22 protein-coding genes are annotated in these 24619 nt (G+C 51.2%); 8 read left to right on the top strand and 14 right to left on the bottom strand.

What is annotated here, in order from left to right; genetic code table 11:
- Positions 1-79: 79 nt before the first annotated feature.
- The 5 genes from KO497_RS01600 to KO497_RS01580 all read right to left on the bottom strand — a co-directional run bounded on the left by KO497_RS01600 (position 80) and on the right by KO497_RS01580 (position 4493).
- A complete protein-coding gene (locus tag KO497_RS01600) occupies positions 80-655 on the bottom strand; it encodes an adenylate kinase (protein ID WP_215942221.1) in 576 nt (191 codons plus the stop codon).
- The gene (gene secY, locus KO497_RS01595; protein WP_215942220.1) at positions 652-2010 is read right to left on the bottom strand and encodes a preprotein translocase subunit SecY; all 1359 of its coding nucleotides are present in this window, start codon (positions 2008-2010) and stop codon (positions 652-654) included. Before secY ends, KO497_RS01600 begins: the two co-directional genes overlap by 4 nt.
- A gap of 102 nt (positions 2011-2112) precedes the next feature.
- Entirely contained in the window at positions 2113-2583 is a 471-nt protein-coding gene (rplO, locus tag KO497_RS01590) for a 50S ribosomal protein L15 (protein WP_215942219.1), read from the bottom strand.
- Positions 2584-2843: 260 nt separating this feature from the next.
- A complete protein-coding gene (locus KO497_RS01585) occupies positions 2844-3062 on the bottom strand; it encodes a DUF1127 domain-containing protein (protein WP_215942218.1) in 219 nt (72 codons plus the stop codon).
- A 405-nt stretch (positions 3063-3467) separates the two neighbouring features.
- Positions 3468-4493, bottom strand: a complete 1026-nt coding sequence (locus KO497_RS01580; RefSeq protein WP_215942217.1) for an AraC family transcriptional regulator — start codon at positions 4491-4493, stop codon at positions 3468-3470.
- 726 nt (positions 4494-5219) lie between these two features.
- On the opposite strand from KO497_RS01580, the gene KO497_RS01575 reads away from it, so the two are divergent.
- The gene (locus KO497_RS01575; protein WP_215942216.1) at positions 5220-6263 is read left to right on the top strand and encodes a helix-turn-helix domain-containing protein; all 1044 of its coding nucleotides are present in this window, start codon (positions 5220-5222) and stop codon (positions 6261-6263) included.
- Between the two features lie 174 nt (positions 6264-6437).
- Here KO497_RS01575 and KO497_RS01570 read toward each other — a convergent pair whose 3' ends face one another.
- The 8 genes from KO497_RS01570 to KO497_RS01525 all read right to left on the bottom strand — a co-directional run bounded on the left by KO497_RS01570 (position 6438) and on the right by KO497_RS01525 (position 16539).
- A complete protein-coding gene (locus tag KO497_RS01570; protein ID WP_215942215.1) occupies positions 6438-7352 on the bottom strand; it encodes a hypothetical protein in 915 nt (304 codons plus the stop codon).
- A 163-nt stretch (positions 7353-7515) separates the two neighbouring features.
- On the bottom strand, positions 7516-9639 hold the full coding sequence (locus tag KO497_RS19250) for a Hint domain-containing protein (RefSeq protein ID WP_289846643.1): 2124 nt from the start codon (positions 9637-9639) through the stop codon (positions 7516-7518).
- Between the two features lie 1126 nt (positions 9640-10765).
- Positions 10766-11230 carry an HAD family acid phosphatase gene (locus tag KO497_RS01550; protein WP_215942214.1) on the bottom strand — a complete coding sequence of 155 codons (465 nt, stop codon included), beginning with the start codon at positions 11228-11230 and terminating at the stop codon, positions 10766-10768.
- Positions 11227-11772 carry a histidine phosphatase family protein gene (locus KO497_RS01545; RefSeq protein ID WP_215942213.1) on the bottom strand — a complete coding sequence of 182 codons (546 nt, stop codon included), beginning with the start codon at positions 11770-11772 and terminating at the stop codon, positions 11227-11229. The genes KO497_RS01550 and KO497_RS01545 overlap by 4 nt, the downstream gene beginning before the upstream one ends.
- Positions 11769-12785 carry an MBL fold metallo-hydrolase gene (locus KO497_RS01540; RefSeq protein WP_436799278.1) on the bottom strand — a complete coding sequence of 339 codons (1017 nt, stop codon included), beginning with the start codon at positions 12783-12785 and terminating at the stop codon, positions 11769-11771. The genes KO497_RS01545 and KO497_RS01540 overlap by 4 nt, the downstream gene beginning before the upstream one ends.
- Before the next feature lie 51 nt (positions 12786-12836).
- Positions 12837-13880, bottom strand: a complete 1044-nt coding sequence (locus tag KO497_RS01535) for an ABC transporter ATP-binding protein (protein WP_215942211.1) — start codon at positions 13878-13880, stop codon at positions 12837-12839.
- The gene (locus KO497_RS01530; protein ID WP_436799277.1) at positions 13868-15574 is read right to left on the bottom strand and encodes an ABC transporter permease; all 1707 of its coding nucleotides are present in this window, start codon (positions 15572-15574) and stop codon (positions 13868-13870) included. Before KO497_RS01530 ends, KO497_RS01535 begins: the two co-directional genes overlap by 13 nt.
- Positions 15571-16539, bottom strand: a complete 969-nt coding sequence (locus KO497_RS01525) for an ABC transporter substrate-binding protein (protein WP_215942210.1) — start codon at positions 16537-16539, stop codon at positions 15571-15573. The genes KO497_RS01530 and KO497_RS01525 overlap by 4 nt, the downstream gene beginning before the upstream one ends.
- 169 nt (positions 16540-16708) lie before the next feature.
- Here KO497_RS01525 and KO497_RS01520 point away from each other — a divergent pair, with 169 nt between their 5' ends.
- The 6 genes from KO497_RS01520 (at position 16709) to KO497_RS01495 (ending at position 23182) form a co-directional block, all read left to right on the top strand.
- A complete protein-coding gene (locus KO497_RS01520) occupies positions 16709-17473 on the top strand; it encodes a DeoR/GlpR family DNA-binding transcription regulator (RefSeq protein ID WP_215942209.1) in 765 nt (254 codons plus the stop codon).
- Between the two features lie 485 nt (positions 17474-17958).
- Positions 17959-18912 carry an ABC transporter substrate-binding protein gene (locus tag KO497_RS01515; protein WP_215942208.1) on the top strand — a complete coding sequence of 318 codons (954 nt, stop codon included), beginning with the start codon at positions 17959-17961 and terminating at the stop codon, positions 18910-18912.
- A gap of 4 nt (positions 18913-18916) precedes the next feature.
- A complete protein-coding gene (locus tag KO497_RS01510; protein ID WP_215942207.1) occupies positions 18917-20611 on the top strand; it encodes an ABC transporter permease in 1695 nt (564 codons plus the stop codon).
- A gap of 3 nt (positions 20612-20614) precedes the next feature.
- The gene (locus KO497_RS01505) at positions 20615-21619 is read left to right on the top strand and encodes an ABC transporter ATP-binding protein (protein ID WP_215942206.1); all 1005 of its coding nucleotides are present in this window, start codon (positions 20615-20617) and stop codon (positions 21617-21619) included.
- Between the two features lie 16 nt (positions 21620-21635).
- The gene (locus tag KO497_RS01500; RefSeq protein ID WP_215942205.1) at positions 21636-22547 is read left to right on the top strand and encodes a LysR family transcriptional regulator; all 912 of its coding nucleotides are present in this window, start codon (positions 21636-21638) and stop codon (positions 22545-22547) included.
- A gap of 116 nt (positions 22548-22663) precedes the next feature.
- Complete coding sequence (locus KO497_RS01495; RefSeq protein ID WP_215942204.1) at positions 22664-23182, top strand: metallophosphoesterase; 519 nt, start codon at positions 22664-22666, stop codon at positions 23180-23182.
- A gap of 110 nt (positions 23183-23292) precedes the next feature.
- Here KO497_RS01495 and KO497_RS01490 read toward each other — a convergent pair whose 3' ends face one another.
- Positions 23293-23583, bottom strand: coding sequence for a DUF2218 domain-containing protein (locus KO497_RS01490; protein WP_215942203.1), 291 nt, complete (start codon positions 23581-23583; stop codon positions 23293-23295).
- A gap of 119 nt (positions 23584-23702) precedes the next feature.
- On the opposite strand from KO497_RS01490, the gene KO497_RS01485 reads away from it, so the two are divergent.
- Positions 23703-24593 (top strand): siderophore ABC transporter substrate-binding protein, encoded by an 891-nt coding sequence (locus tag KO497_RS01485; protein ID WP_215942202.1) that lies wholly within the window; start codon positions 23703-23705, stop codon positions 24591-24593.
- Positions 24594-24619: the final 26 nt, after the last annotated feature.

The raw sequence follows: 24619 nt of genomic DNA, 5'->3' as shown, positions 1-24619 counted from the left end.
GATTCAACGCGCCCTTTGTAAGGCTGTTCAGTTGCTTAGGCAAAAACGCTATTTGCGACTGGCCAAAGCACCAATCATCTTAGTCCAGTATCTGCGCAATGTCAGAGGCAACTTTTTCAACATCTTGCAGACCATTTACGGACTGCAGATCACCTCGGGCATAGTAATAACCGAGCAGCGGAGATGTCTTTTTGTAGTATTCCATTAAACGGATTTTGACACTGTCTTCATTGTCATCCGCACGCACAGGCTGACCGGCAGCCTCTGCCTCTTTCGCGCGATTGACAATTCGTGCAACCAAAGTCTCGTCGTCAACCTCAAGCTGGATCACCGCTTCGAGTTGCGCACCGTTACGTGACAACAGCTCGTTCAATGCATCCGCTTGGCCAAGGGTGCGTGGAAAGCCATCAAAGATGTATCCAGCCGCATTACCTTCGCGAATCTTTTCTTCAATCAGGCCAATCACGATTTCATCAGTCACCAACTGACCAGCATCCATCACCGCAGCGACTTTCTGGCCCATTTCAGTTCCAGATGTCCGCGCTTCACGTAGCATATCACCCGTTGAAAGTTGCATCATGCCGCGTTCTTTTACAAGGCGCTGCGCTTGCGTTCCTTTGCCCGCTCCGGGTGGTCCAAGCAGAATAATGTTCATCGTCTAGCGGTCCCTCTTTTGCCACGCTTCTTGCCACGCAGTTGAGATTTTTCAATCAAGCCTTCGTACTGGTGTGCCAGCAGATGTGACTGAATTTGCTGAATTGTATCCATTGTCACTGAAACAACAATCAAAACAGAAGTGCCGCCAAAATAGAATGGAATGGTAAATTGGCTACGCAAAATCTCTGGCAAGAGACAAACTGCCGCAAGGTAGGCCGAACCAATCACCAAGAGACGGGCCACAATGTAATCCAAATGCTCTTCAGTTTTCTTGCCTGGACGAATACCTGGAATGAAACCGTTTTGGTTTTTAAGGTTATCCGCTACATCTTCGGTCTTAAAGGCAACGTTAGCTGTGTAGAAGTAGGCAAAGAACACGATCATCGCCGTAAAGAACAGCAAGTAAAGCGGCTGGCCTGGACCGAAGTAAGCCAAGATTGTCGACATCACAGGGCCAAGATCAGACTGGCCAGAGAAGGTCGCGATTGTCGTTGGCAAGAGCAACAAGGACGAAGCGAAAATCGCAGGGATAACGCCGGCAGGGTTCACTTTGATCGGCAAGTGGCTGCTTTGCGCGTCAAAGACTTTCATGCCTTGCTGACGACGCGGATATTGAATGTGCACTTTGCGCAGGGCACGTTCCATAAAGACCACGAAGGCAATCACCCCAACGATCATTGCCAAAACGACGATGATCACGAAAGGCGAAATCGCACCAGAGCGTCCAGAGGCAAGGAACTGCGCCAATGCACTTGGGATCTCGGCAACGATGCCAACAAAGATGATCAAAGAGATACCATTGCCGATGCCGCGGTTGGTGATTTGCTCACCCAACCACATCAAGAACATTGTGCCACCGACGAGTGTGATAACCACACCTGCACGGAAATACCAACCAGCCTCATGGGCCAAATCGCCTGCTTCCAGCGAGGCTGCCAATCCGTAAGCTTGGAACAGCGCCAAGGCGACCGTACCGAAACGGGTATATTGGTTGATCTTTTTACGCCCCTGTTCGCCCTCTTTCTTGAGTTGCTCAAGTTTGGGCACCATAGCCGTCAGTAACTGAACGATAATCGATGCCGAAATATAGGGCATGATGCCGAGAGCAAAAATGCCCATCCGGCCCAAAGCACCACCTGTAAACATCGACAGAATACCGCCGATTCCAGATGAGGCTTGTTCCATAAAGTCACGGAGTGCGTTGGCGTCGATACCGGGGACGGGAATAAATGTGCCCAAACGATAGACGATCAACAGACCGAGGGTGAAAATAATACGCTGACGAAGTTCTGTGGCTTTCCCGAAGGTGCCCCAGCTTAAGTTCGCCGCCATTTGTTCTGCTGCAGATGCCATTTGGTCTCTCTTTCACGATAACGCCGCCGAACGGGTCTCCCGATCGGCGGCGCTTGGAAAACATGGGATTGATGTAAGGGGCTAAGCCCCCTATCACAACCCTTATTCTGCGGCTTGTGCCGTAACTGTGAGAGTGCCGCCAGCTTTTGCAACAGCTTCAACGGCCGCTTTAGATGCGCCAGTCACAGTGATGTTCAATTTAGATGTCGCTTCGCCTTTAGCGAGAACGCGGATACCGTCCAATTTGCGGCGGATCAAACCAGATGCAACAAGTGTATCTTCGGTGATCGCTGCCGTCGCATCGATTTTACCTTCGGCGACGAATTTTTCGATCAGGCCAAGGTTCACAACTGCGAATTTTTTACGGTTTGGTTTGCTAAATCCACGCTTTGGCAGACGCATGTAGAGTGGCATTTGGCCACCTTCGTATCCACCGATCGCAACACCTGAACGGGATTTTTGACCTTTAATACCACGGCCACCCATTTTACCAAGACCAGAACCCGGGCCACGGCCACGGCGTTTTTTGGCTTTTGTTGCGCCTTCGTTATCGTGAAGTTCGTGCAGTTTCATGTCGCTTCTCCTTGCCGGAACTGGCCCCCAGCGACGGAAGACCAAACACGGCTTAAATGTTGATTCTTTGTGGTCACGTTAGACCACTGGCCGCGTATAGACGCAGAGCCGCGCTTTGGCAAGTATCCCAATGCACGAGAATCGCGCCCTGATAGGCAGGAGTATTGCGCTCACTCATCCGCCCGCAAAAGCAAAAAGGGCCCGCACAGGGTGCGAGCCACTTTTTAAAGGCGATAATCGTCTCACATTGTTCTGGACGATTAGAATGTGCGCGGGCTCACCATTGAAGCTTCAGCAATGCCGCTGCGATCCAAGCCGATGTCTGACAATTCGCGGTCTGACAAGGCGCTCAACATATTGTATGTTTTTTCTGCAGCGCGCGCACGCATGAATGATGCGTAAGTATTTGAAACAGAAGTGAAGATGAAAGAAAATACGGAGCCGTTAGACGCCTGTGCGTAGTTGGAAACATGTGCCATGGAGCAAAACCTTTTTAAGCGAGATGAGTTTTCATCGTGTCTATTTTTCAGTAACCTCTACTGAGGTGTTGACCGATATTTAGGCGAAATGAAAACTTTTGAGTAGCGCTAGAATCCCAACCCCGACATGCGCAGATTGCATGGCTCGATAAACCGCGTCTTAAGCCTTCGAATCGAAAGCTGGGTGTGTTGCGATATAATGCGGCTCACAGGGGCGCTTAAGTCACCTATCATCCATCAAAACGGCAAAGGTTTTCCAACCCAGCGCTGAGTTGTGGTGGAAGAGCTCCCTCTGGCGCAAGATGCATCGACCATTGTGCAAGCAGTTTTGCGACCCGCGATCCGTATATCGGGGAAAAGTAACTTAAAATAATGCCAAGCCACGTCAATTAATAGGAGCGCAGCTCACTTCGACACTAACGTATCCGATGGCTTTTCACCAAAACGCAAACGATATGCTTTAGCAAATTCACCCATGTGAACATAACCAAGGCGCGCGGCGATATCGCTTACTTTTTCTTCCCGGTCCGCGTCGAGCAACTCCTGATGGGCGCGTAACAATCGTTGCTCGCGAAGAAACTGGCCCGGCGTGCAACCATGGAATTTTCGAAAGTTCATATTCAGCGTTCTTACGCTCACCCCTGCAACCTTTGCAATTTCTGACAAAGTTGGTGCGTCAGCGGCATGTTCGACCATAAAGCTTTCTGCATTTCTAATGCTGTGCGGAGTGATGGTATGTTGTGTTGCGTTAAGATCCACACCGACCCCTGCTGCCCAATGCTTAAGCAGGTTACTCGCAAGCGTTTCCTCAATATGCCGAATATTGCGGGGTGTTAATGTTCTGTTTTCGTCATTTAAATGGTGAAAAGCATAGAGCAAGCTAGCATGCCAGCACGTGTCAACACCCCCCAATCCGACGCGGGGCTGCCATGTCTTGCGGTCAGGAATGTTTCCAAACCAACTCAAGCCAATTTCGTCAAGCATCTGGTTGGGAAATATCAACCCAAGCTGAACATTATCTGCACTCATGTGCGTTTCGGTCGATGCTTGAGATAGATCCACAACTGCGCTTTCACCGGCGCCTTCTGCAGCTGCATCCCCTCCATTCGCCGAGGTGATGGCGTGTCCTTGTAGGTTTGTCGTCACAACAATTGGTGAACCGCTCACCTGTTCAGCGTTGATGCGAATGCCCATGTCGTACCGTGTGCGCGATATTCCGATACGCCCGATCTGTGCGACTTGAATTTTACTTTGTAGCTTTATCGGTTTTTCACCCGGCGAAAACGTCACGGAGCCAACACGCTCACTGCCCCATGCTGATAATTCGTCCCAGTCAGAGGCCGTGAAGGACTGTTCATCGGAAAGTGGCTTGGCAAAAGCACGCAACGGGGAATTGGGGGCCGTTAAGCGCAAATCATTATTCATATTCATAACTACTCTCCCACGCCCAGCGGGCTGTTTCGTTTGTGGATCAACGTAGAAATTCGTATTTCATGGGCTCGCGACAAAATAATTTTATTTATCAAACCTTTAACGCCGTTAGGTACCATGCTTGGCACATTACTTATGTCATATCTGGCATCACCAGAATGTTCGGTACATGCTGCAGCATGTCATCTAAGACGACGGTGCGATCTGCGGCTTCTTATCAGAACCCAATTAGAGCACAGCACTGTCTTTATATAAGTAGCACATCCTTAAGGTTGCATCCACGTCCATCGACACCTTCTTTGGGCTGAACGAGGCTGGGCGCGCATAAGATTGCCGTTTTGCGATAGGATTGCCTTTTTCCGACATTCAAGAAAGCCTTCGGCCCTCTCCCGCCCACAGTGACACGATTGCATCGCACGAAATCGTCCATTTTTTAACCATGAACGCGATGCATGACTAAAAGGAAAGGCGGCCGGATTGGCACTTCACTTTGCACAGCCGCAAGGTGGCCTGCCGCTCTATTTTCTCGCGCCTGTGACGGTTATAAAAGCGGCATGGGTCGCATAAAAATGCTCAAAAAACGGGCCGCCTTGGCGAGCCACCACAAACACAGCTCTCATTCAAAAATTGCGCTGGTCTATCAACCATAAGCAGAGTAGGGATAGGGTATAGGCTTACGTTAACTATTAAGCATCGCTTGAAATCCTTAATAGCTAGGATATGATTTTGTCCATCTCCAAACATAAGAATTTTTCGCATTTATGCACATTCAATTTAGACAACTGGGATGAGTTGTCTAATTCGGGTGATTGGGAAGAGTTATCTGAAAAGCTGAGCGCATTGAGTTGCCCTTTGAAACTCATACCGCTTGAAGATTCTTCGTTCAGCACGATTCATTCGACCCAAATAGGTCGCATCGGAGTTTCGCAAACCAATTACGGCGCAGCAGTAGACATTGCCATCAATGAAACTAAGGGAGCGCCAATAATTGTCTCGACCAACATTCGAGGCAATTCTAACCCAATGACAGAAAGCGGCGAAACCGTTGCAAATGGTATTGGTAAAAGTTTTGTATTCGACCTCTCCAAGCGCGAACATGCCTCGCGATTGGATAAAGATAACATTCAATTCCAATTTATACTTCCACCAAAACTACTTAACGAAGTCAGTCTCAGTTGGTTCGGAGATATCCAAGGCCAATCAGACTGGCAGATTAAGACTGATTTTGGAGGGGTTGAAACAAGCTGGTATGCAGCCTTGCGCTATGTTGCTCAACTGCTTTCGGAACCGAAAAATCAAATCAACGCGCGTCAAATAAAGCATATAGAAGAAACTCTATGCGTGAACCTACTTGAACACTGGGCGGCACGATCTGGAGTGAATTTATACGCCGGTGGATATAGCATTGTTCCACAAGTTGTGCGCGTGGCAGAAGAGTATATCGTCGAGCACGCTGGCGAAGCTCCGACATTGGCACAAATCGCGCAAGCAGCGAATGTCAGCGTCAGAAGTCTTTCCTTAAATTTCAAAAAATTTCGCGGCTCTACTCCGGGGCAGTTTTTACGAGAGCAACGCCTGCAGACTGCGCGCAAGCTTTTGCTTGCAGCAGACCATGGTCAAACGGTCCAACAGATCGCGCATAGGTTGAGTTACACTCACATGGGCGAGTTCGCGAAAACCTACCGAGAACGCTTTGGGGAGCTCCCATCAGACACTCTAAAACACACCGCATACGACAAACATATAACGGATCGACGGCAGTCGATCTGATCCAAATTTCTAGCGCGTAATTATATAAAAAGTAATGATCGGTGACATGAATCACAAAGACCGGAAAACGCGACGCGATGCCTGTATATTTTGAACGGCCGCAAGCCTCGACATGGTTAGGCCGCTCAAAGACTCGGACCGGTTCTCAGCAAAGCATTGCGTTTGTGACAAGCCTTAATAATTTGAATCAATACGCAGGCTCGGTGGCAACATAAGCACGGACGCATCGCTTGGACTTGGCTTTACATCTGAGCGCAACAACTGCGCCAAAACAATGCTTTCGTCATTCCTGTGCTTTTGTATCGCAGAATTCAAGGCGGTATAAATACTGCGCATATTGCTTTTACTGCAATCGTAGCGTGTCGAATTTACGGCTGGGGCGTCGCGATCTGCTGTCGCGACCTCAGCCAATTCATGAATCAACTCTTTTTCCGCCTCAATTCCCAACGAGGAACTGCCAAGACCTTCGCTCAACTCACGAACCAATCTAACCTTGTTCAACTGGGAAACTTCGGCTGGTCCATCATCCGAAGGAGAGGTCTCAGTAAGCTCAACGGGAGACTTCTTCTCCTCGGCTGGATTTCTAAAATGCTGTTTGACGATATCTTCAGACGGATTGCCGTTTCTCTTGGCCTCTTGTTCAACTTGTAAACGTTTTTGCCGAGCCGCTCTGACTGCGGCACGTTTTTTTTGCCTGGCGCGTGCCCTTACGTCCGACTTATCATCTTGCTCAGACTTATTTTTTCCTTTGAACACCCCTGTAGCAGATGCCGACTTTTGCTCCTTATCGCCCTTTTCAGATATCGCGCTACTAACAGCTTTGGGCGACGTTTTTTTTGTGACAGACGCATCACGAACAAGATTAGATGCTGCGTCTTGAGGCCCCCGCGATCGAAGCACGCCGTCCTCAACATCACCAGAAGAAGCGTCTGGGGTCAAAGGGGGCGCACCAAAATATCGATCATCCGCAACGACGCCCTTAAAATAATCAGCTATAGCGCGCATTGTCGATTGAGGATCTTCAAAGCCCTGTAAAGTACAGGAAAACGCTCCATAAGATACAGTTATCGTTTTGCTATTGTTCATCATATCCAACTCGGCCCAATTCTTGATTTTTGTTTAGGTTATCGCCGATCTCCGTCGACGTTTCACTTGTTCAAGACACACGTCTTGCTTCGGCTGCATGTCCGGTGCTGCCTGCTGAGCAAGTGGGGCATTGCTCAGCAGGATTAGATTTCTTTAAACAGGAGCGTTAAGAGAAAATACGCTTATCGTTGCGTGCCGAACGCTCTGCCAATTTACGGGCCTGTCGTCCGGGCACCAAAAGGCGCACGGCGTCGGTGCCAGCGTCTGGGTCAGCCTGAAGGCCAGGGAAAATCGCATAAATTTCTTCACGCGCTTTCGGGGAAATCGATTTGAGAGCTTCGGCACCCGTGTACAAGCTTTCGGTCCGCGCCCCGTTTGAAAACACGATTTGGTGTTCTTCAAACAAGAAGTGCACATAAGTCACCTCAGTCATGTCTTCCGCGACCTCGACGCCCTCAAGTTCCGTCAAATGTTTAGCACCGACCAACACCTCGTTCACACCGAACATACGCTCAGCAATCTTGGAATTGGCAAGAATGCGGTGTTGTGGGGAAACAGTTAAATCTTGCGTCGGCATATCATTGCCCAAAGCCCCAGCGCGGATACGGATTGGGCGAAGTTTTGGGTTCTTGGTAAGATCTTGAGCAGACAATTTGCGTATGCCGATCCAACGGATTGGCTGATACCCATCATCAAGCGTCAAAACCTTATCACCCACTTTTAGGTCTTCGACGGCAATTTCGCCTTCGCATGTCTTGATCAAAGTCCCCGAAGCGAAACAGACCACAGCCGTTTGATCTTCGGTTACCCCCCCGGTGATCCCTGTCATCGTCAACGTCGGACCAGACATATCGGTGCCGTCAAAGTTGACAACCCCATCAGCCAGATCATGGTTGAGTGCGGTAATCGCATGCGCAAAATCGGTGCCGTTTGCGGCGTTGTAATCTGCTAGGGTGCTATCATTAAAAATGGCGCTTAGATCAACAAAGTCATTATTTGTTGTGTCATCATCGTCATAAGGGCCACCGCTATCGGTACCGAAATCGGTGATAATGTCATTGCCGCGATCCGCGCCTGACCAAACAAATGTATCGTCACCAGAGCCACCTGTCAGCGTATCGTCGTCATCACCACCATCGATTAGATCGTTGCCGCCGCCGCCACTGAGAGTATCTTCACCACCCAAGCCCCAGAGCTTGTTGTCAACATTGTTACCCGTGATGGCATTTTCACCAGAGTTGCCGCGCACGTTTTCGAAGTTGGAAACTTCAGTATTAAAACCAATATTTGTGGCCACGCCCGTGTCATTCAGGGTAATTCCGATATCGTATTCATCAACCAATGCAGAATCAAACGCGACAGTATCTTCGCCGTCGCCGCCATCTAAGACTTCAGTTACGGGCGAGGCTTCGTAAAGAAAGCCAACCTCCGCAGTGTCGTCGCCTCCTTCAAGGTAGACCTTGTCATTGCCGCTGTCTGTAGTCCCTGCGAGCCAAGTGTCGTTGCCGTCACCGCCGTAGACCGTATCGTTGCCTTCACCACCTTCGATCGTGTCATTGCCTTCGCCACCATAGATGGTGTCGGCACCAGCCCCGCCGGAAATGGTGTCGTTCCCCTCATCCCCATAGATCGTATCGTCTCCATCGCCACCATTGAGGATATCGTCCCCAGTACCGCCGTGGATTTCATCATCACCGCTGCCAGCATTGATTGTGTCATTGCCTGAGTAGCCATAGACGACGTCATCGCCAGACTGATAACCGATCCCTAACCAACCGGGGTCATAGTCAGTAATCTCATCGCCATCGGCATCTTCATACCCGACATTCATAACGTCATCGCCAGATGTCCCGTCCACAACACCAGGGGTGCTTGGCGCGAGATCAAACGTTTCGGATGCATCGATATCCAAAGACATGCTAATCGCGGTTAAAGCGGGAAAGCCTTCGGGGGCATACAGATAGATTTGAGTGCCCGTGCCGGTTTCTACTGAGAAAGCCATAACGGGGGTTGTACCAACAAGAATACCACCGATGACGCCGCCCAGTCCTCCGCCGAGCAATCCAGCAGTTCCTGACCCAAGATATGTCATGGTTTGGTCAGTGCCGCCGTCGATCGACACTGTGCTGGTGCCGCTTGTGTCAAGCGTGCCATCGTCATCCGTAAAGACACCGGAAACCGGAGTCTCAATAGCAGGTAAAACAGTCGCATTCAGCAGGCCAGTATAAAGGTCAGCGAGTTCGCCATTGTATGCATACAGGCTGTCGTTTGCGGTTAGTGTAACACTCATAACTGCGATCCTTTTGTATGGTTGAGGGCCGATGGCAGCCCGCTTTTTAGCACACTGACATCACTCACAGAGGCACAGCCTGTGGTTGTGGAAAAGTTTGATGGAAAAATATGATCTACCACGTATTTGTCCTTTCCAGTCTCAACTCAGTAAAAACACAACCTTCGAAGCGGCCCCTATTTTGGGTTCCTAAAGGCAATTTTAATTTTCTATTGATATAAAGTTGACTGAAACGATTCCGTTTGTCGTGCAGAAATCCGCCCCGAAAAGCGCTATCGCGTTGATACTTGCCGACCAGAGATAGGCGCTTCCCTTTTCCGACATCTACAGGTGATTTTTCGCTAATCCAAAAGTTGAAAATCCACACCTAAGTACGTGCACACATCTATAAAAGGAAAAGAATCAGGCTAAAGTGATTGAAATTAAGTCATTTTATGAACTTTACCGGCGCTCGAATCCTACGCGATTCCAATTGTGACTTAGCTACACCTCGCTTAAAACGCGGCTATGGCACCATCCCCAGGACCAATTCGAACTGACAATAAATCCGATAGATCGGTTTTGAACAGCTCTGCCTTTCTGAGATGCCTTATCGCTTTTATGTTTGCAATCTAGGTACCCGCGACAGTGGTATGCATCACATTTCTTGCCCGTTCATGCGCAGGCTCATGGACCATCTCAATGGCGCCAACAGATCGCTTTTGTATGGCGCATCGCGGGCTTACTCCCGCTTAAGGCGAATATGGCAAATTCAGAGGCTCCAGTTTGGGCCTTGATTGAAGGCCCAGAACGACGCTCTGGCACATGGTACCAGCAAAGAATTCCATGCAAGAACTCCGAAACGAAGCCTATTAGTCTGGCGCTTCTACCTAGGTCAGGTCATACACCTTCTCCCAGAAACGATCGCGCCACTCTGCGCCCGAACTCTTCGCGACGTTGAAGGAACGCTCGCCCGCTACTTAGACGAATGCTGAAGGATTATGGCGGGATCGAATATCAAATCGCACAAAGATCAGTATGCGGCACGCAACAAAACAGGGTGAGATGTGAAAGAGGCTTACCGGGTCGCGTTCGAAACGCGGCTTGACGATCACAGAAGGTGTTCAGTGAGGTTCTACAATTCCACTCAAAAGTCGCCTGGAGCACATTGCAGACAGATGATCCCTTCGGCGCGCCAAGCCGCAACGACTGAGCTGCGATCATCAATGACGATCCAAGGTCTCAGTCCATCTGCCTTCATCTGAGCCAAGGCATGGCGTTTCACTTCGGGGTCGCTGGCATCGTCCTGGTCCGCGTCTCTGAGGTAAATCCCGTCAAAAGGAAGGTTGTGTTTACGCAACCATGCAATCGTATGATCGGCCCAGCCTTGTGGACGCCCAGAGCAAATGACGATGGTTTCGCCACTGTCTTTGAGGCGCTGCATCAATTTGGCGACTGGGGCAATCAAGGGCGCATCGGCCATGGCGGTGTGAAACTCATCCCAGTGCTTTTCCACCCCATGCACAAGATGACCCAGTGTTTTGGCATCAAATTCTGCGAGGGTTCCATCGACATCAAAGACAACGCAGGGTTTTAAGTCCGTTTGAATCATATTGTCTTCTCCTGAATTGTATGGGGCAATTTATCAAACAAAAGTGGCACGGCATTTGGTGGGCGCTGACCTACGTTGCCAGTGGTCCAAAGCACACGTGCGGCGCGGATGATGCCAGAATGACAAACAACCACCGGCAGGGCTGTACCAGATGTTGCGCATATCTCGGATATGGCCTGATGCACACGCGCCAACATTGCAGGCCAGCTTTCGCCCCCATCAGGGGTGTCATCACGATTGGGAAGCTCAGCTAAGGGGCGGCCTTCAAATTTACCCCAATCGCGTTCCCGCAGGTCGTCGTGCAGAACGAAATCCTGCCCCTGAAATGCCAGTTTGCAAGTGTCTTGTGCGCGCGACAGCGGACTAGAAAACAATGCGATTGGATCGGGCCATCTTCGGCAGGCCAAGGCCCGTGCTTGATTGCGGCCAAGGGGGCTTAAATGCACATCGGTAATGCCTGCGATGATATTATCCGCATTGGCTGTCGTTTCGCCATGCCGGATCAGGCAAAAGCTTTTCGTGGGGAGAGGCCACAAGGTCATAAGCGGATGAGATCATGCATGAAAACCTCTACTCCTAAATCTTCAATGAGGTAATCTTCTGGTTGCGTGCAAAAGGCGGGGGCAAAGCGTTTTGCGCGTAATCGTTCCAGCATTTTGATTTGATCACGCAAGGGGGGATGCACGTTCCAGCGTTGAAAATACCCGCCAGGGACGCTGCAAATGCCACGGGCATGGGCTGTCATATGACCGGTAAATACAACATGCGCATCTTGCCCCAAGCGCCCGCTTTCATGCCAAGCCCGTACATAACCCCAAGCGGCACCACCGTCGGCATTGGGGGTATCACAGATCAAAAAACGCGCTTGCTCCATTGGACTGCGGTCCAACAAGGGGGCGATTTCTTGAACATGCTGGTTAAGTGTTCCACTCGATAAAGCTGCGCGCAGGGTTGTCATACATTCAGGGTCTAACATCACGCTTTGCACTCCGTAACGGCGGATCAGATGAAGCGCCATTTCACCTGCTCGACCCGAAGGGGGCACCGGCAGAAGCACTTGTCCGTCTAGCCCATCCAGCAATGTATCAAGTGCTGCAAAGCGGTCGGCTTGGGGCACATCATCAAGGTGATAGGAACAATCCAAAATAGCGGTTGCGGCCAGCGGGGGCAGATCAAAAGGAAACCAATCAGATTCCTCTGACCAATCGCCTGAATAAAACAGCCCGTCGCCCATCGCAAAATGCATCCATACACCGCCCATCGCATGGCCGTTGCGCCCTGTGGTTAAAGATATGCCATCAATCACGGTTTTGCCTTGCTCTGGCAATAAACGCACAACAGCGGCAGGCGGCAAAGCCTTGGCCGTTTGAGCTGTGGCATAGATTGGCAGGCCTGCCTCAACCACGTGAGACGCCCCACCGATGTGGTCGATGTGATCATGTGTAATGAATACTGCATCCACTCCATCAAGCCACGCAGGGTTAAATTGGGCATGGGCCTCGGGACCAAACCCGCAATCAAGCAACCAACGCTGATTGCCTGTATTGAGTTGCATACAAGCAGGGCCTTTGTCGCCGATACCTGAGAGAATTCTTACACTTTGCATTTAATCCTCGTAAAATGCCCAAGGGGTGGTGATGGTCAGGCCCAGTTGTACGCCCACCTCAAATTTGGCCCGCGTTTCGGCCAATAGCCGCGTGCCACACTCAGACACGGTTTCCAGCAGATATTTCCCGCCCAGATAGGTCACACGCGCCACCTTGGCCCGCAGATCACCCGTTTCCGAAATTGTCAGGTTCTCGGGGCGTAGGCAGACATGACTGGGGCACTCATGCGTGCTGTTTATTGCAATGCGTCGCCCCAAAACATGACCGTGGGCGCTTGTCTCGTTTTTCTCGACCCCACGCATAGGCACAACGGTGCCCAACCCGACAAATTCGGCAACAAAACGGTTCTTAGGGCGTTCATACAGATTTTGCGGCGTGTCAAATTGTTGAATACGACCATTGTCCATGACGGCGATGCGGTCGGCCATGGCCATGGCTTCGGCTTGATCATGAGTGACATAGACCATCGTCGCGCACGTACGTTTATGAAAATCAGTAAACACAGTCTGCATAGAGGCGCGCAGGGCAACGTCTAGGTTTGCCAAAGGCTCATCTAGTAGCACAGCATCAGGATCGGACACGAGACAACGCGCCAGTGCGACCCGTTGTCTTTGCCCGCCTGACAGCTCCGATGGCATCCGCTCGGCATATGTGCCAAGACCGGTTGCGGTGAGGGCGGCATCTGTTTGGCTTGCGATTTCGGCTTTGGAAAATCCGCGGATTTCCAAAGGATAGGACACATTGCGGCGCACGGTCATATGAGGCCAAAGCGCATAAGACTGAAATACAAAGCCCATATTGCGGTTTTCAGGCGGTATCATCTTACCGGTATCGCCGTTTGCAATGTCACGATCACCGATGCGAATTGTGCCTTGGCTGGGCACCTCAAACCCCGCCAGCAGCCGCAAAAGTGTGGTCTTACCGCAGCCCGATGGACCTAGAAGCGCAATAAATTCACCGTCCTCAAAACGGGTGCTAATGTCTTGCACGGCGGGTGTTCCCGAAAATGTTTTACCGACTGAGGTCAGGGTTATGTCTGCCATGGAACGACTCCTTTTGGAAAACGGCGCGATAAAAGTTGAACCAAAACCATCAAAAGCATGACGACCATCACAATGGTCATAGCCAAAGCGCTGGCCATTGCGGTTTCGCCGCTGTCATCGAGATTGAAAATCACCACGCCTAATGTTTCGGTGCCTGACGACCAGAGCAACGCAGATACGGTTAATTCATTGAACGCTGTCAGAAAAACAAGGATCGCCCCTGCGGCTGCCGCTGGGGCCGAAAGCGGTATGATCACATCGCGTAGGCGTTGAAACAGCGTGGCCCCAACCGATTGCGCGGCTTCCCCCATCGCGGGATCAAGCTGTTTCAAGCTGGCTTGTAGGGGGCGGAACATGACGGCAAAGAAGCGGGCAAGATAAGCGAAGAAAATGATCCAGATCGTTCCATAAAGCGTGGCTTCGGTGAAGGGTAAATTGATCAGTAAAAGGATCATCGCAATCGACAAAACAACACCGGGCAGCGCATAGGGTAGGTCAAGCAGGCTATCGAAGATGCGAGACAGCCGCGTGGGCGAACGTTCCATCAGCCATGCCAGCGGCAGACATAAAATCATCAGCACAAGTGCCGCACCAAAGGCCAAACCGAATGAGTTTACAAAAGCCCGCGCTGTGACGGGCTGGCGCAACAGAACCTCGACCCAAGAGGCCAATGTGACCGTGTCAAACCGCAAAGGCACACCATAAGCGGGCACCAAAGATGTCGCCAGCAACCCAAACATTGGCAGTACAAGTATGATTCCCACGATAGCCCATAGCAAGATTTCCACAGGCAAGCGTGCAGCCCCCAACGGGATGGCCAGCGGGCGCGACGTGGAACCGACAAGATAGATCCTTTGCCGTGTTTGAAAAAAACGCTGCGCGAGAATACCAATAACGGCGACAGCACCGATCAGCATCGCCAGAACAGATACCTCAGCCAGAACGCTGGTGCCAAGTCCTGCCAGCTTTTGATAAACCAGCGTCGGCAGTGTCACATATCCTGCGGGAATACCAAGCATCGCGGGGATGCCAAAGTTGCCAAGAGCCGTGACAAAAGTGATCGCTGTGCCTGCCGCAAGGCTTGGCAGAGTCAGAGGCAAAATCACCTGCCACCAAGTCCGCAAACCGCGCGCCCCACTGATCCGTGCCGCTTCAACAGTTTCTTGCGGGATGGCGCGTAGTCCTGCGCGCAAAGTGAGGAAAATGATCGACATATGCTGAATACCCAACAGCAGGATAATTCCTTCAACAGAGTAAAGCGGTTGCGGTGATCCAAGGGGTGGGGCGAGTCCAAGAGTTTTGAGCAATACCGACGATGGTCCCATAATCTGTGTCCATGACAGCGCTGTAATCTGCGGAGGGATCATCATCGGGATCATCAGGCAAAACACCAAGGCGGCCTTTGCCCGCAAGTTGGTCAGTGCGACAAGGAATGCAAAAGCGGCCCCCAATACCAAAGACACGATCGTACCCAGACTTGCGGTGATCAGTGAATGTTTGAGCGCGCTCATCGTTGACGGTTGCGCCAGCACTTTGCCCGCCAATGTAAACCCGAAGGTGCCTTGGTCGGTCACCCCTTCGACAAACAAACGTGCAACGGGGGCAAGCGTCAGACAGATCGAGACGATTAAAATCGCACAGAGCAGCCGACCCTCAGACCGGCTGCCTTCTTTTTGCATGGTAGGATTCATCATTCAGCGCCGAAAAGCTCAGCAAATTTAGCTTTGTTTGCCTCAGCGTTTTCAAGCGCAACAGCAGGGTCAAAATCCATCAGCTTGATGTCTGCACGTGCGGGGAAACCTGCAGGCACACCCATGCCATCACGTGCAGGGATATATCCCATATCCAGCACCAATTCCTGTCCTTCTTCACTGAGCAAGAAATCCACGAATTTCTGTGCACCATCGATGTTTTTTGCAGATGACATGATCGCCACAGGTTCGGTCACATAAGACACGCCCTCGGTCGGGAAGACGAATTCAATCGGTGATCCATCCGCTTTGTTACGAATGGCGAGGAAATCGACAACCATGCCGTAAGGCTTTTCACCGGACGCAACAGCTTTGAATGTACCGCCATTGCCGCCTTGCGCGCGGGTTTCATTCGCGGCCAATGCTTCGTAGTAATCCCAGCCGAGGGTCTCGTCCCCCGTCAGCGTGGCCAAATGGATCAAAGCTGCGCCAGAGTAAAGTGGGGATGGCATGGCGATTTGACCCTTAAGAGCCGCATCACTCAAATCTGTCCAAGAGGTTGGAATGCCCTCAACACCCGTATTGTAAACGATACCTGTCGTGATCAGTTTCGTTGAGTGATAGAACCCCTCGCCAGAATAAAGCGCGCTGTCATAGTTGGTTGCCTCAGGCGATTTATAAGCCGTCAAAAGATTTTCTTGCGCCATGCCTTCCAATGTCACCGTGTCGGCAATCAACAGAACATCGGGCTGGGGATTGCCTGCCTCGATTTCTGCACGCAAACGAGCCATCAGTTGGGTCGTGCCATCGCGGACCCATTCAACGTCTGTACCTGGATTGGCTGCCATAAAGGCATCCACGGTTTGCTGCGCATCAGCGTTGGGCTGCGAGGTGTAAAGTGTGATTGTGTCTGCAAAAGACGTGCTTGCGATGAGCGCGAATGCGGTCGAGGTGAGGAAGGTTTTCATTGGGCTCTCCTGAAATTGATGCTTTCGTTCGAAAGCTGCCTGACTTGAGCTTATTCCCATTTTCTGCAACCATTTTATGACAAAGACAGTGTTTTTTCAGCCTATTGCGAAAATTCTGAACAGGGCTTAACGTCGACTTTGACCCTTATTACTTTCGAAAGAAATCACCATGCGGATGGACCTAAGTGAGCGAAGTGATCGCATTCTTGCGCTTTTATCCAAAGATGGACCGCTTTCCGCCATGGATTTGTCCAAACGCCTTGCAGTATCGGTTCAAACCATACGTGCGGATTTGCGCAGCTTGGATGATGCTGCATTGGTGCAGCGGCGCAATGGCACGGTGCGGTTACGCCAGCAAAGCGAAAATATTGGTTACCTACCTCGCGCTCGGCTCTCGCGGCAGGAAAAACAACGGATCGCATTGGCCGTCAAAAACCTGATCCCTAACGGCGCCCGCGTGGCATTGGGCACTGGCACCACAGTTGAATTTTGTGCAAGATTCTTAGCCTCCCACCAAAATTTATTTGTCGCGTCCAATAACATCCATGCTGTTTGTGCGCTGCAAAACGCATCAGGGGTGACAGTTGAAATGGCCGGTGGTGCTGTCCGAATGCGGGATTTGGACCTGATAGGCGTTGCTGCGCTGGAATTCTATGCAAAATACCGCATGGATTATGCTGTTTTCAGTTGCGGCGGCCTATCGCCATCTGGTGCCGTTATGGATTACAATTCTGATGAAATCTCGGCACGCAAGGCAATTTCCAGTTGCGCCAAGACAACAATTTTGGTGGCCGACGCAGGAAAAGCCGACTTGGACCTAGCCTGTCAACACGGTCACTTGTGGAGTTATGACATCGTGGTGACGACGGCAAAGCTTGCAGAAGAAACCCTGCAACACTGCGCGCAGAATGCCTGTCAAATCATTCTGGCATAGGATGCTCAGCAGAAAATCCGCTATGGAAACTGTCTAGATGGCACGACCTTGGAAAGCTTCTTTCCTGTTCTATAACGTAAGCGCGTCAGGGGCGAACGCCACAGCGTCACCAAGACAATGACCGCAAACCTCCAAACACTCTAACAGCTGAGCTATGAGTAAGCCTTGTTTCGCAACCTTAAGGCTCGCCCTTGTTACAAAAGTGTTACGAAAATCGGCACGATTACTTTGGTCAACCATATAGATCAACGCCCATCTACCAAGGTGGAATTTACCTAAATCACCATATTATCCCTATTTTTCACGCATAGCCTTTAAGGTTTTGTTACAATTTACTGATAGGGAGAATTGTGTTGTCCCGTTAAATGGGACGGTTTTGGCGGAATTTCCGAACGCCGAGTATTGCTGGCTAAGATGGCGTCTCGCATAAAAAAAGCGCAACGAACAACCTCTATTGTCTCTTCGACCCCTTAAAGGAACATCCCATGATCCGTACGCTCGCGACATCCTTCATCGCTATAATGGCTGCAACCGCCGTCACAGCAGACGACTTGACCGTTTACAGTGCAGGCCCGAAACCTCTGTCTGCCGCCCTCGCAGAGGCCTTTACCGCCAAGACCGGCATCACGGTAAACCTGTTTCAATCGACTTCTGGCAAAGTCATGGCTCGCTATGAGGCGGAAAAATCCAACCCACAAGCGGACGTTCTTATCTCTGCTTCGTGGGGCCATGCCATCACGCTGAGCGCGGCTGGTGAATTGCTGCCCTACGCCTCGGAAAATGCCAAGACTGTGCCAGATTCGCTCAAAACCGAAGACTATGTGGCCCAAGGTGCGGCCGCCATTGCGATGGTGTACAACACCACTTTGGACATGCCAGCGCCCGCTGAGTGGTCCGACCTGACCAATGAAGCTTATAAAGATATGGTGACCATGCCAGATCCAGCAGCCTCAGGCGCGGCGCTTTCTTTGGTACAAGGCCTGGCCAGCCAAGATGGCGATGCGGCGTGGCAACTGATCTCTGACCTAAAAGCCAATGGCATGATTGTGCCAGGTGCGAATGCTGCCGCTTTGAATCCTGTTCTGTCTGGTGCGCGCGGCGTTGTATTTGGCGCGGTTGACTACATCGCGATTGGCCAAAAAGCCGCAGGCGAAGCGATCGAGGTTGTCTACCCTGAAAGCGGCACGGTTTTGGCCCCACGTCCAATCATGATCCCAGCCTCCACCGACCAAGCCAATGAGGCGAAACAATTTATGGATTTCGTTCTCTCCGAAGAAGGTCAGGCACTGGTTGCTGATCGCATGATCCTTCCAGCCCGCACAGACGTCAAAGCAAAACGTCCAGGTTGGGACGAGCTGGCATTGATCGATTTCGACTATGTTAAGGCCGCAGCAGAAGCCGAAGCCACCATCGATGCGTTCGCAGCGGCGACTGAGTAAGTTGATGATGCCCATTTCGGCACATAAACCTTCGGGAGGCGCGCTACGCGCCTCCCTTTTCCTCGCAACCATGGGCTTTGCTTTTGTTGTGGTTGCGCTGCCCATCTTGGCCGTCATTCTTTTTGCAATTTTCCCCAAACTCAACGAACTGTCATTCATCGCCCCCTTCAGTAATCTAGGGCCGCATCTTAATGATCCCAGATTATTACAGGCTGTGTTCAACTCGGTAACGCTGGCCCTGTCTGTTTGTGCGCTCTCAACTGTCATGGCCGTCTCGGCCGCGCTTGTGCGGATCAAACTTGGGCGACGTGGCGCGATCTGGGATGTGCTGTTTCTCGTGCCTTTTTTGGTCCCGCCCTTCACTGGCGCTTTCGCATGGATTCAATTGGGACAACGCAACGGTTTTATCGAACAGCTGTTGGGCTTCAACTTGAGCTCGATACTTTATAGCTTTTTCGGAATCGTTATCGTGATGGCGTTGAACTTGTTTCCAGTCGTTTATTTTACCACCTCTAGCGCCTTGCAGATCGTCGGACAGCGATATGACGAAGTCGCACGCGTGTTTGGCGCGACATCCGTTCGACGCCTGTTTCGCATTGTTTTGCCGCTGGTAGGCACAGCGATCGTGTCCAGCAATTTGCTTGTGTTCATCATGACTGTCGAGGAATTTGGCACAGCTGAAATTCTGGGGCGGCGGGCCGATATCGATTTTGTCGTGACCTACATCCATGAAAAACTAAGCGATTGGCCGATAGATTTGCCGGGGGCTTCTGTCCTGTCTTTGATACTGATCGTGATAGCACTTGGCGCTTACAATTTACATTTGCGCTTGACGAAACAAGTCACCACAAGTGTGGATGAGGTGCAAAGCCAAGGGCGCAAATCGCAACTGGGCACTGTCGGCACCACGATAAGCCATATCGCGCTTGGCGGCCTTGCTTTTGTCGCTGTGGCATTGCCGCTTTTGTCCATCCTGTTAAGTGCGATGATGCAACGGATGTCGGGCGGATTGGTCTGGTCCAATCTGAATTTTAATGCCTTTATAGCCCTGTTCACCACGCATGAAGATGCTCTCAGTGCCATCGCAACAAGTCTGCATTTGGCCACAGTCACGGCGCTGATCACTGTGACGATCGGCATACTGGCCGCGTTTTTTATCGTGCGTTGGCGTTCGGTCCTCTCTGATCCCTTAGATTTTCTGTTGACCCTGCCCAATGCGCTTCCGGCTATGACGCTCGCCGTGGGGCTCATTCTTGTCTGGAACCAATCGTTTTGGCCATGGACACCATATAATACATGGTGGGTGATGTTATTGGCCTATACCTGCATCATGTTGCCATATCCGGTGCGTATGATCACAAGCACATTGCGACAATTGCCCATGTCGATGCAGGACGCGGCTGTGGTCTACGGGGCCAGCGATCTGGGGGTAATTTTACGCGTCAACGGTCCAGCTTTGCTTGGTGTGTCCGTGGCCTCTGGATTTATCGTATTTTCCATTGCTTCACGCGAATTGGTGACATCGCTATTGCTCACGCCTCCCGGTTTTGAAACCGTTTCAACCTTTGTGTTCCACCAATTCGACCAAGGTTCGGTCAACACCGCAATGGCCATGAGCCTTGTGTCTGTTTTGATCTCTGGTGGCTTCATCGCGTTGGCAAATTATCTCAACAGCCTGCGCCCCGAGAAAGGCCACTGATCCATGATTAATATACATAACCTGCATAAAAGCTTTGAGAATACCGAGATTTTGAAGGGGATCAACCTCGACATTGAAGAGGGAGAATTCGTTACGCTTTTGGGGCAATCGGGCTGCGGAAAATCAACCTTACTGCGGATCATTTCAGGGTTGGACCGCGCGGGAAGCGGGCAGCTGTCTTATAATGGCAACGTGTTGGACAACCCCGCGCACGGCACTTTTGTCCCTACGCAAGCGCGTCAATTCGGTTTCGTCTTTCAAGATCATGCGCTTTGGCCCCACCTTACGATTGACGAAAATATTGCCTTTCCGTTGCGCAGCTACGGGTGGAACAAGAACGATATGGCAAAACGCGTTAAAGAGGTTTTGGGACAGGTGCAGATGTCTGCTCATGCGGGTAAATATCCGCGCCAACTTTCTGGCGGACAACGCCAAAGGGTGGGAATAGCGCGTGCACTCGCGCTCTCTCCCAAGGTGATCTTGCTTGATGAGCCTCTGGCCAGCCTTGATTCCAATTTGCGTGACGATCTGGGGCACGAAATTCGTAAGCTCGCCAAGCAGTTCGGGCTGACTTGTATCAATGTGACTCACGATCGGCGTGAAGCACAAATCCTGTCAGACCGAATTGCCGTGATGTCGGGGGGGCAAATCCAACAAGTGGGCACACCCTTGGACATCTTCACGCGCCCCACCACAGTAGAGACGGCAAAGTTTGTCAATGCGGGCAATATCGTGCCGCGCGATTTCTTCACTTCAGATTCCTATCATGCCAACACCGATGACAGATCGGACTGGCTTTTGGTCCCGCGCAACGCGGTTCAAATCGTACAGGGGCAAGCTGAGCACGCCGCGAAAGTTCAAGACATGGTGTTCATCGACGGGCGCTTCGAAATCAAAGTGGAAATTAAGGGGCAAAGCCTGACTTTCTTTTCTGAAACCAGACCTCAGGAGATGGGGGATGTGCGTTTAAATATTCTGCCGGAACACGTCTTTCCGTTGCGGGCATAACGACGGCGATTTTCCTATGCAAAACTTCAATGATCTGAAAATTCTCGACGCTATCGTGCAGTTCCGTTCGATCCGCAAAGCTGCGGAACACATGTCTATGACCCCCTCTGCGCTCAGTCGTAAAATTCTGGCGCTTGAGGCGCATTTCGGCGTGGATTTGTTTGAACGCACCTCCAAGGGGCTCCGCCTCAATCCGTCGGGGCAATACCTTGCGATCCACGCCCGCGCGCAATTGGCAGAGCTGGAAAAGGTGCGCGGCGAATTGCAGGCAATCAAAAAAGCCACCAGCGGTCATGTGCGAATTTGTGCCAGCCAATCCGTTTTAGAAAGTTTTCTGCCGGTGCATTTGGCGAAGTTCCAGCAGAAAAACCCAAAGGTGACTGTCGCGCTGAACCATTCATCCTCAATACGCGCACTGGCGGATTTGCAAGAATTTCATTCCGATATTGGCCTGTGCTTGAATCTGCCCGATCATTCGGATTTGTCAGTGCTGAGTATGGCAGAGCAAGAGATCTTTGCTGTGGTTTCCGCCCACCATCCGCTGGCGGCGGCAGGCGAGGTGTCCATTTCAGAAATAGCCAAACATCAAATCGTATTGCCCCCGCAGGGATCAGGCTTGCGACTTATGCTGGATCAACAGGCCAATCGCGAAAATGCTTTCCTGTCCCCTGCTGTCGAAAGCAACACTTATGCCTCTATCGCCAGCGCTTGCCGCAGCGGCGGGCTCATCACTTTTGGCCTTTCACTATACGAGCAAAGCGAAGATGACGCCGCAAAAGCGGTTTTGCTTAAAATCACAAAAATGAAACCGGCAAATATTCGACTGGTAAAACTGCACGGGCGCACATTGTCCCCTGCTGCAGCGAAACTTGCCAAGTATTTGGCCAAGAAAATACGCAGCGGCGCGAAACAAATCGGCGATGCATAGGGGCGAGGCGCGACAGCGGCGCAGGGACTGCCTAGATGCCGATAGCGCAGGATGGCTTTGCATGCCGCGCCTCTCTTTTCTCTCCAAGCACTACATCTGCGCATAAGGACTAGAATATGACGACATGGATTATCTCCGACACGCATTTCGGGGACAGCAGCTTTATTGACACGGGCTTGGCGCAAGGAAAAACGTCACGCGGATTTGGGACTGTGCGCGAAATGAATGAATGTCTTGCAGACAACTGGAATGATCTCATTGCCTTAGATGACACGGTTTTTCACTTGGGAGATGTCTATGGAGGGGACGGCTGGAAAATGTTGGGGCGGTTGAAAGGGCAAAAACATTTGATCCTTGGCAATCACGACAACCCTCTTGACCGCGAATTGACGCAAGTGTTCCAGTCTATTTCTATATGGAAAGTTCTGGGGGCCGCAAAGACAGTGTTGACGCATTTGCCAATCAGCCTGTGCGCGCGCAGTGGTCTTGGCGAACGATTTGCCATGAACATTCATGGTCACTTACACACGAAACTGGCACCAACAGAGCGGCATATTTGCGTGAGCGTTGAACAGACCGATTACAAACCTCTAAACTTGGACGCGTTAATCGCGCACAACTTACCAAGCCTGTGACCTGCACAGATTGCAGATAGATTTTTCCCTAGCGCGCGGGGGCTTGCCTGCCAATGATGCCAACCAGCGCATAATATCTAGGTGCATAACCATCCAAATCGTTGTGCAGGTTAGGGTAACATCGCCCAGCTTAGCCCAATGAAATCTTCGCGATGCGCAAAGGTCACAAGATGAATATCAAACACGAAGCGCGCGCCAATAATCCCTTTTGCATCTTCAGCAGTGACAGTGATTGTCAGACCATTTTCATCTGCACTTAGCTCGGCAGGGCCAGCTTCAAGCGCCACAGCCCCATGTTTGTCATCATTGGTAACAGTAACCTTATGAGCAAAATGCTTGCACAATTGTTGTAGGTATTTTGACCCGTGTTGTGTCGGGTAATAGGCTGTTGATTTGAGCATTTCAAATTCCTGACTTTTTTAGTACGTTTATATCTTTACCTTCGGAACGCAAGCCGTTATTTCCTCGAAAATAAAGCGAAGCCAGACTTTCAGCCACGCGTTCATTAATGGAGAGAGATATGATACGCACTTTCTGTGCCGCGTTTATTGGCATGTCGCTGTTCGCTACACCTGCCGTTATGGCGCAAGATATCCAAATTCACACCGCTCAGGGTGAGGTGACAACGGCCCCTAGCCCTGCTCATGTCGTGGCCCTTGATATTGCGGCAATTGATACGCTGACCGCGCTCGATGTTCCTTTGGTTGGCATTCCTGATAAACTTTATGTTGATTACCTCGGTGATTTGACTGCCGAACCGGTTGGCACATTATTTGAGCCGAACATGGAAGCTCTGGCAAACCTCGGCCCGGATTTGATCATTGCGGGCGGTCGGTCTGCGGCAAAGGTTCAGGCTTTGTCAAAAATCGCTCCCACGATTGATATGACCATCGGCGAAGATACCGTCGCGGATGCAAAAGCAAACATCACCACCTACGGTGTGCTGTTTGAGAAACAAGATAAGGCTGCGGAGCTGTTAGCCGCGATGGATGCGCAACTTGCAGAGGCAAAAGCGGCCACTGCCGGTAAAGGTAATGCGTTGATCCTTATGACCAACGGCCCAAAAGTTTCGGCTTATGGTCGCGGGTCGCGGTTCGGCTGGGTTCACACAGCCCTTGATGTCCCCGAGGCATTTGAAAACCTGAACCCCGAAGTGCATGGCGATGCTGTGTCCTTTGAATTCATAGCCGAAGTGAACCCCGACTGGTTGATCGTGGTTGATCGCAGCGTTGCCATTGGCGAGGCGTCATCGGCACACACAACCTTGGACAACCCATTGGTGGCTGGAACAACCGCAGCACAAAACGACCAGATCGTCTATCTCTCTGCGGCCCCACTTTATATCGCGGGTGGTGGCTACACCTCGCTCAGCACCACCTTGGCTGAGATGACAACCGCTTTTACCAAATAAGCAAAGGGCCGGGGCCTGTGCCTCGG

The sequence above is a fragment of the Pacificibacter marinus genome (assembly GCF_018860665.1).
Taxonomy (GTDB): domain Bacteria; phylum Pseudomonadota; class Alphaproteobacteria; order Rhodobacterales; family Rhodobacteraceae; genus Celeribacter; species Celeribacter marinus_A.
The sequence above is the reverse complement of the archived record's forward strand: the minus strand, read 5'-3'. Positions and strand labels throughout refer to the sequence as shown.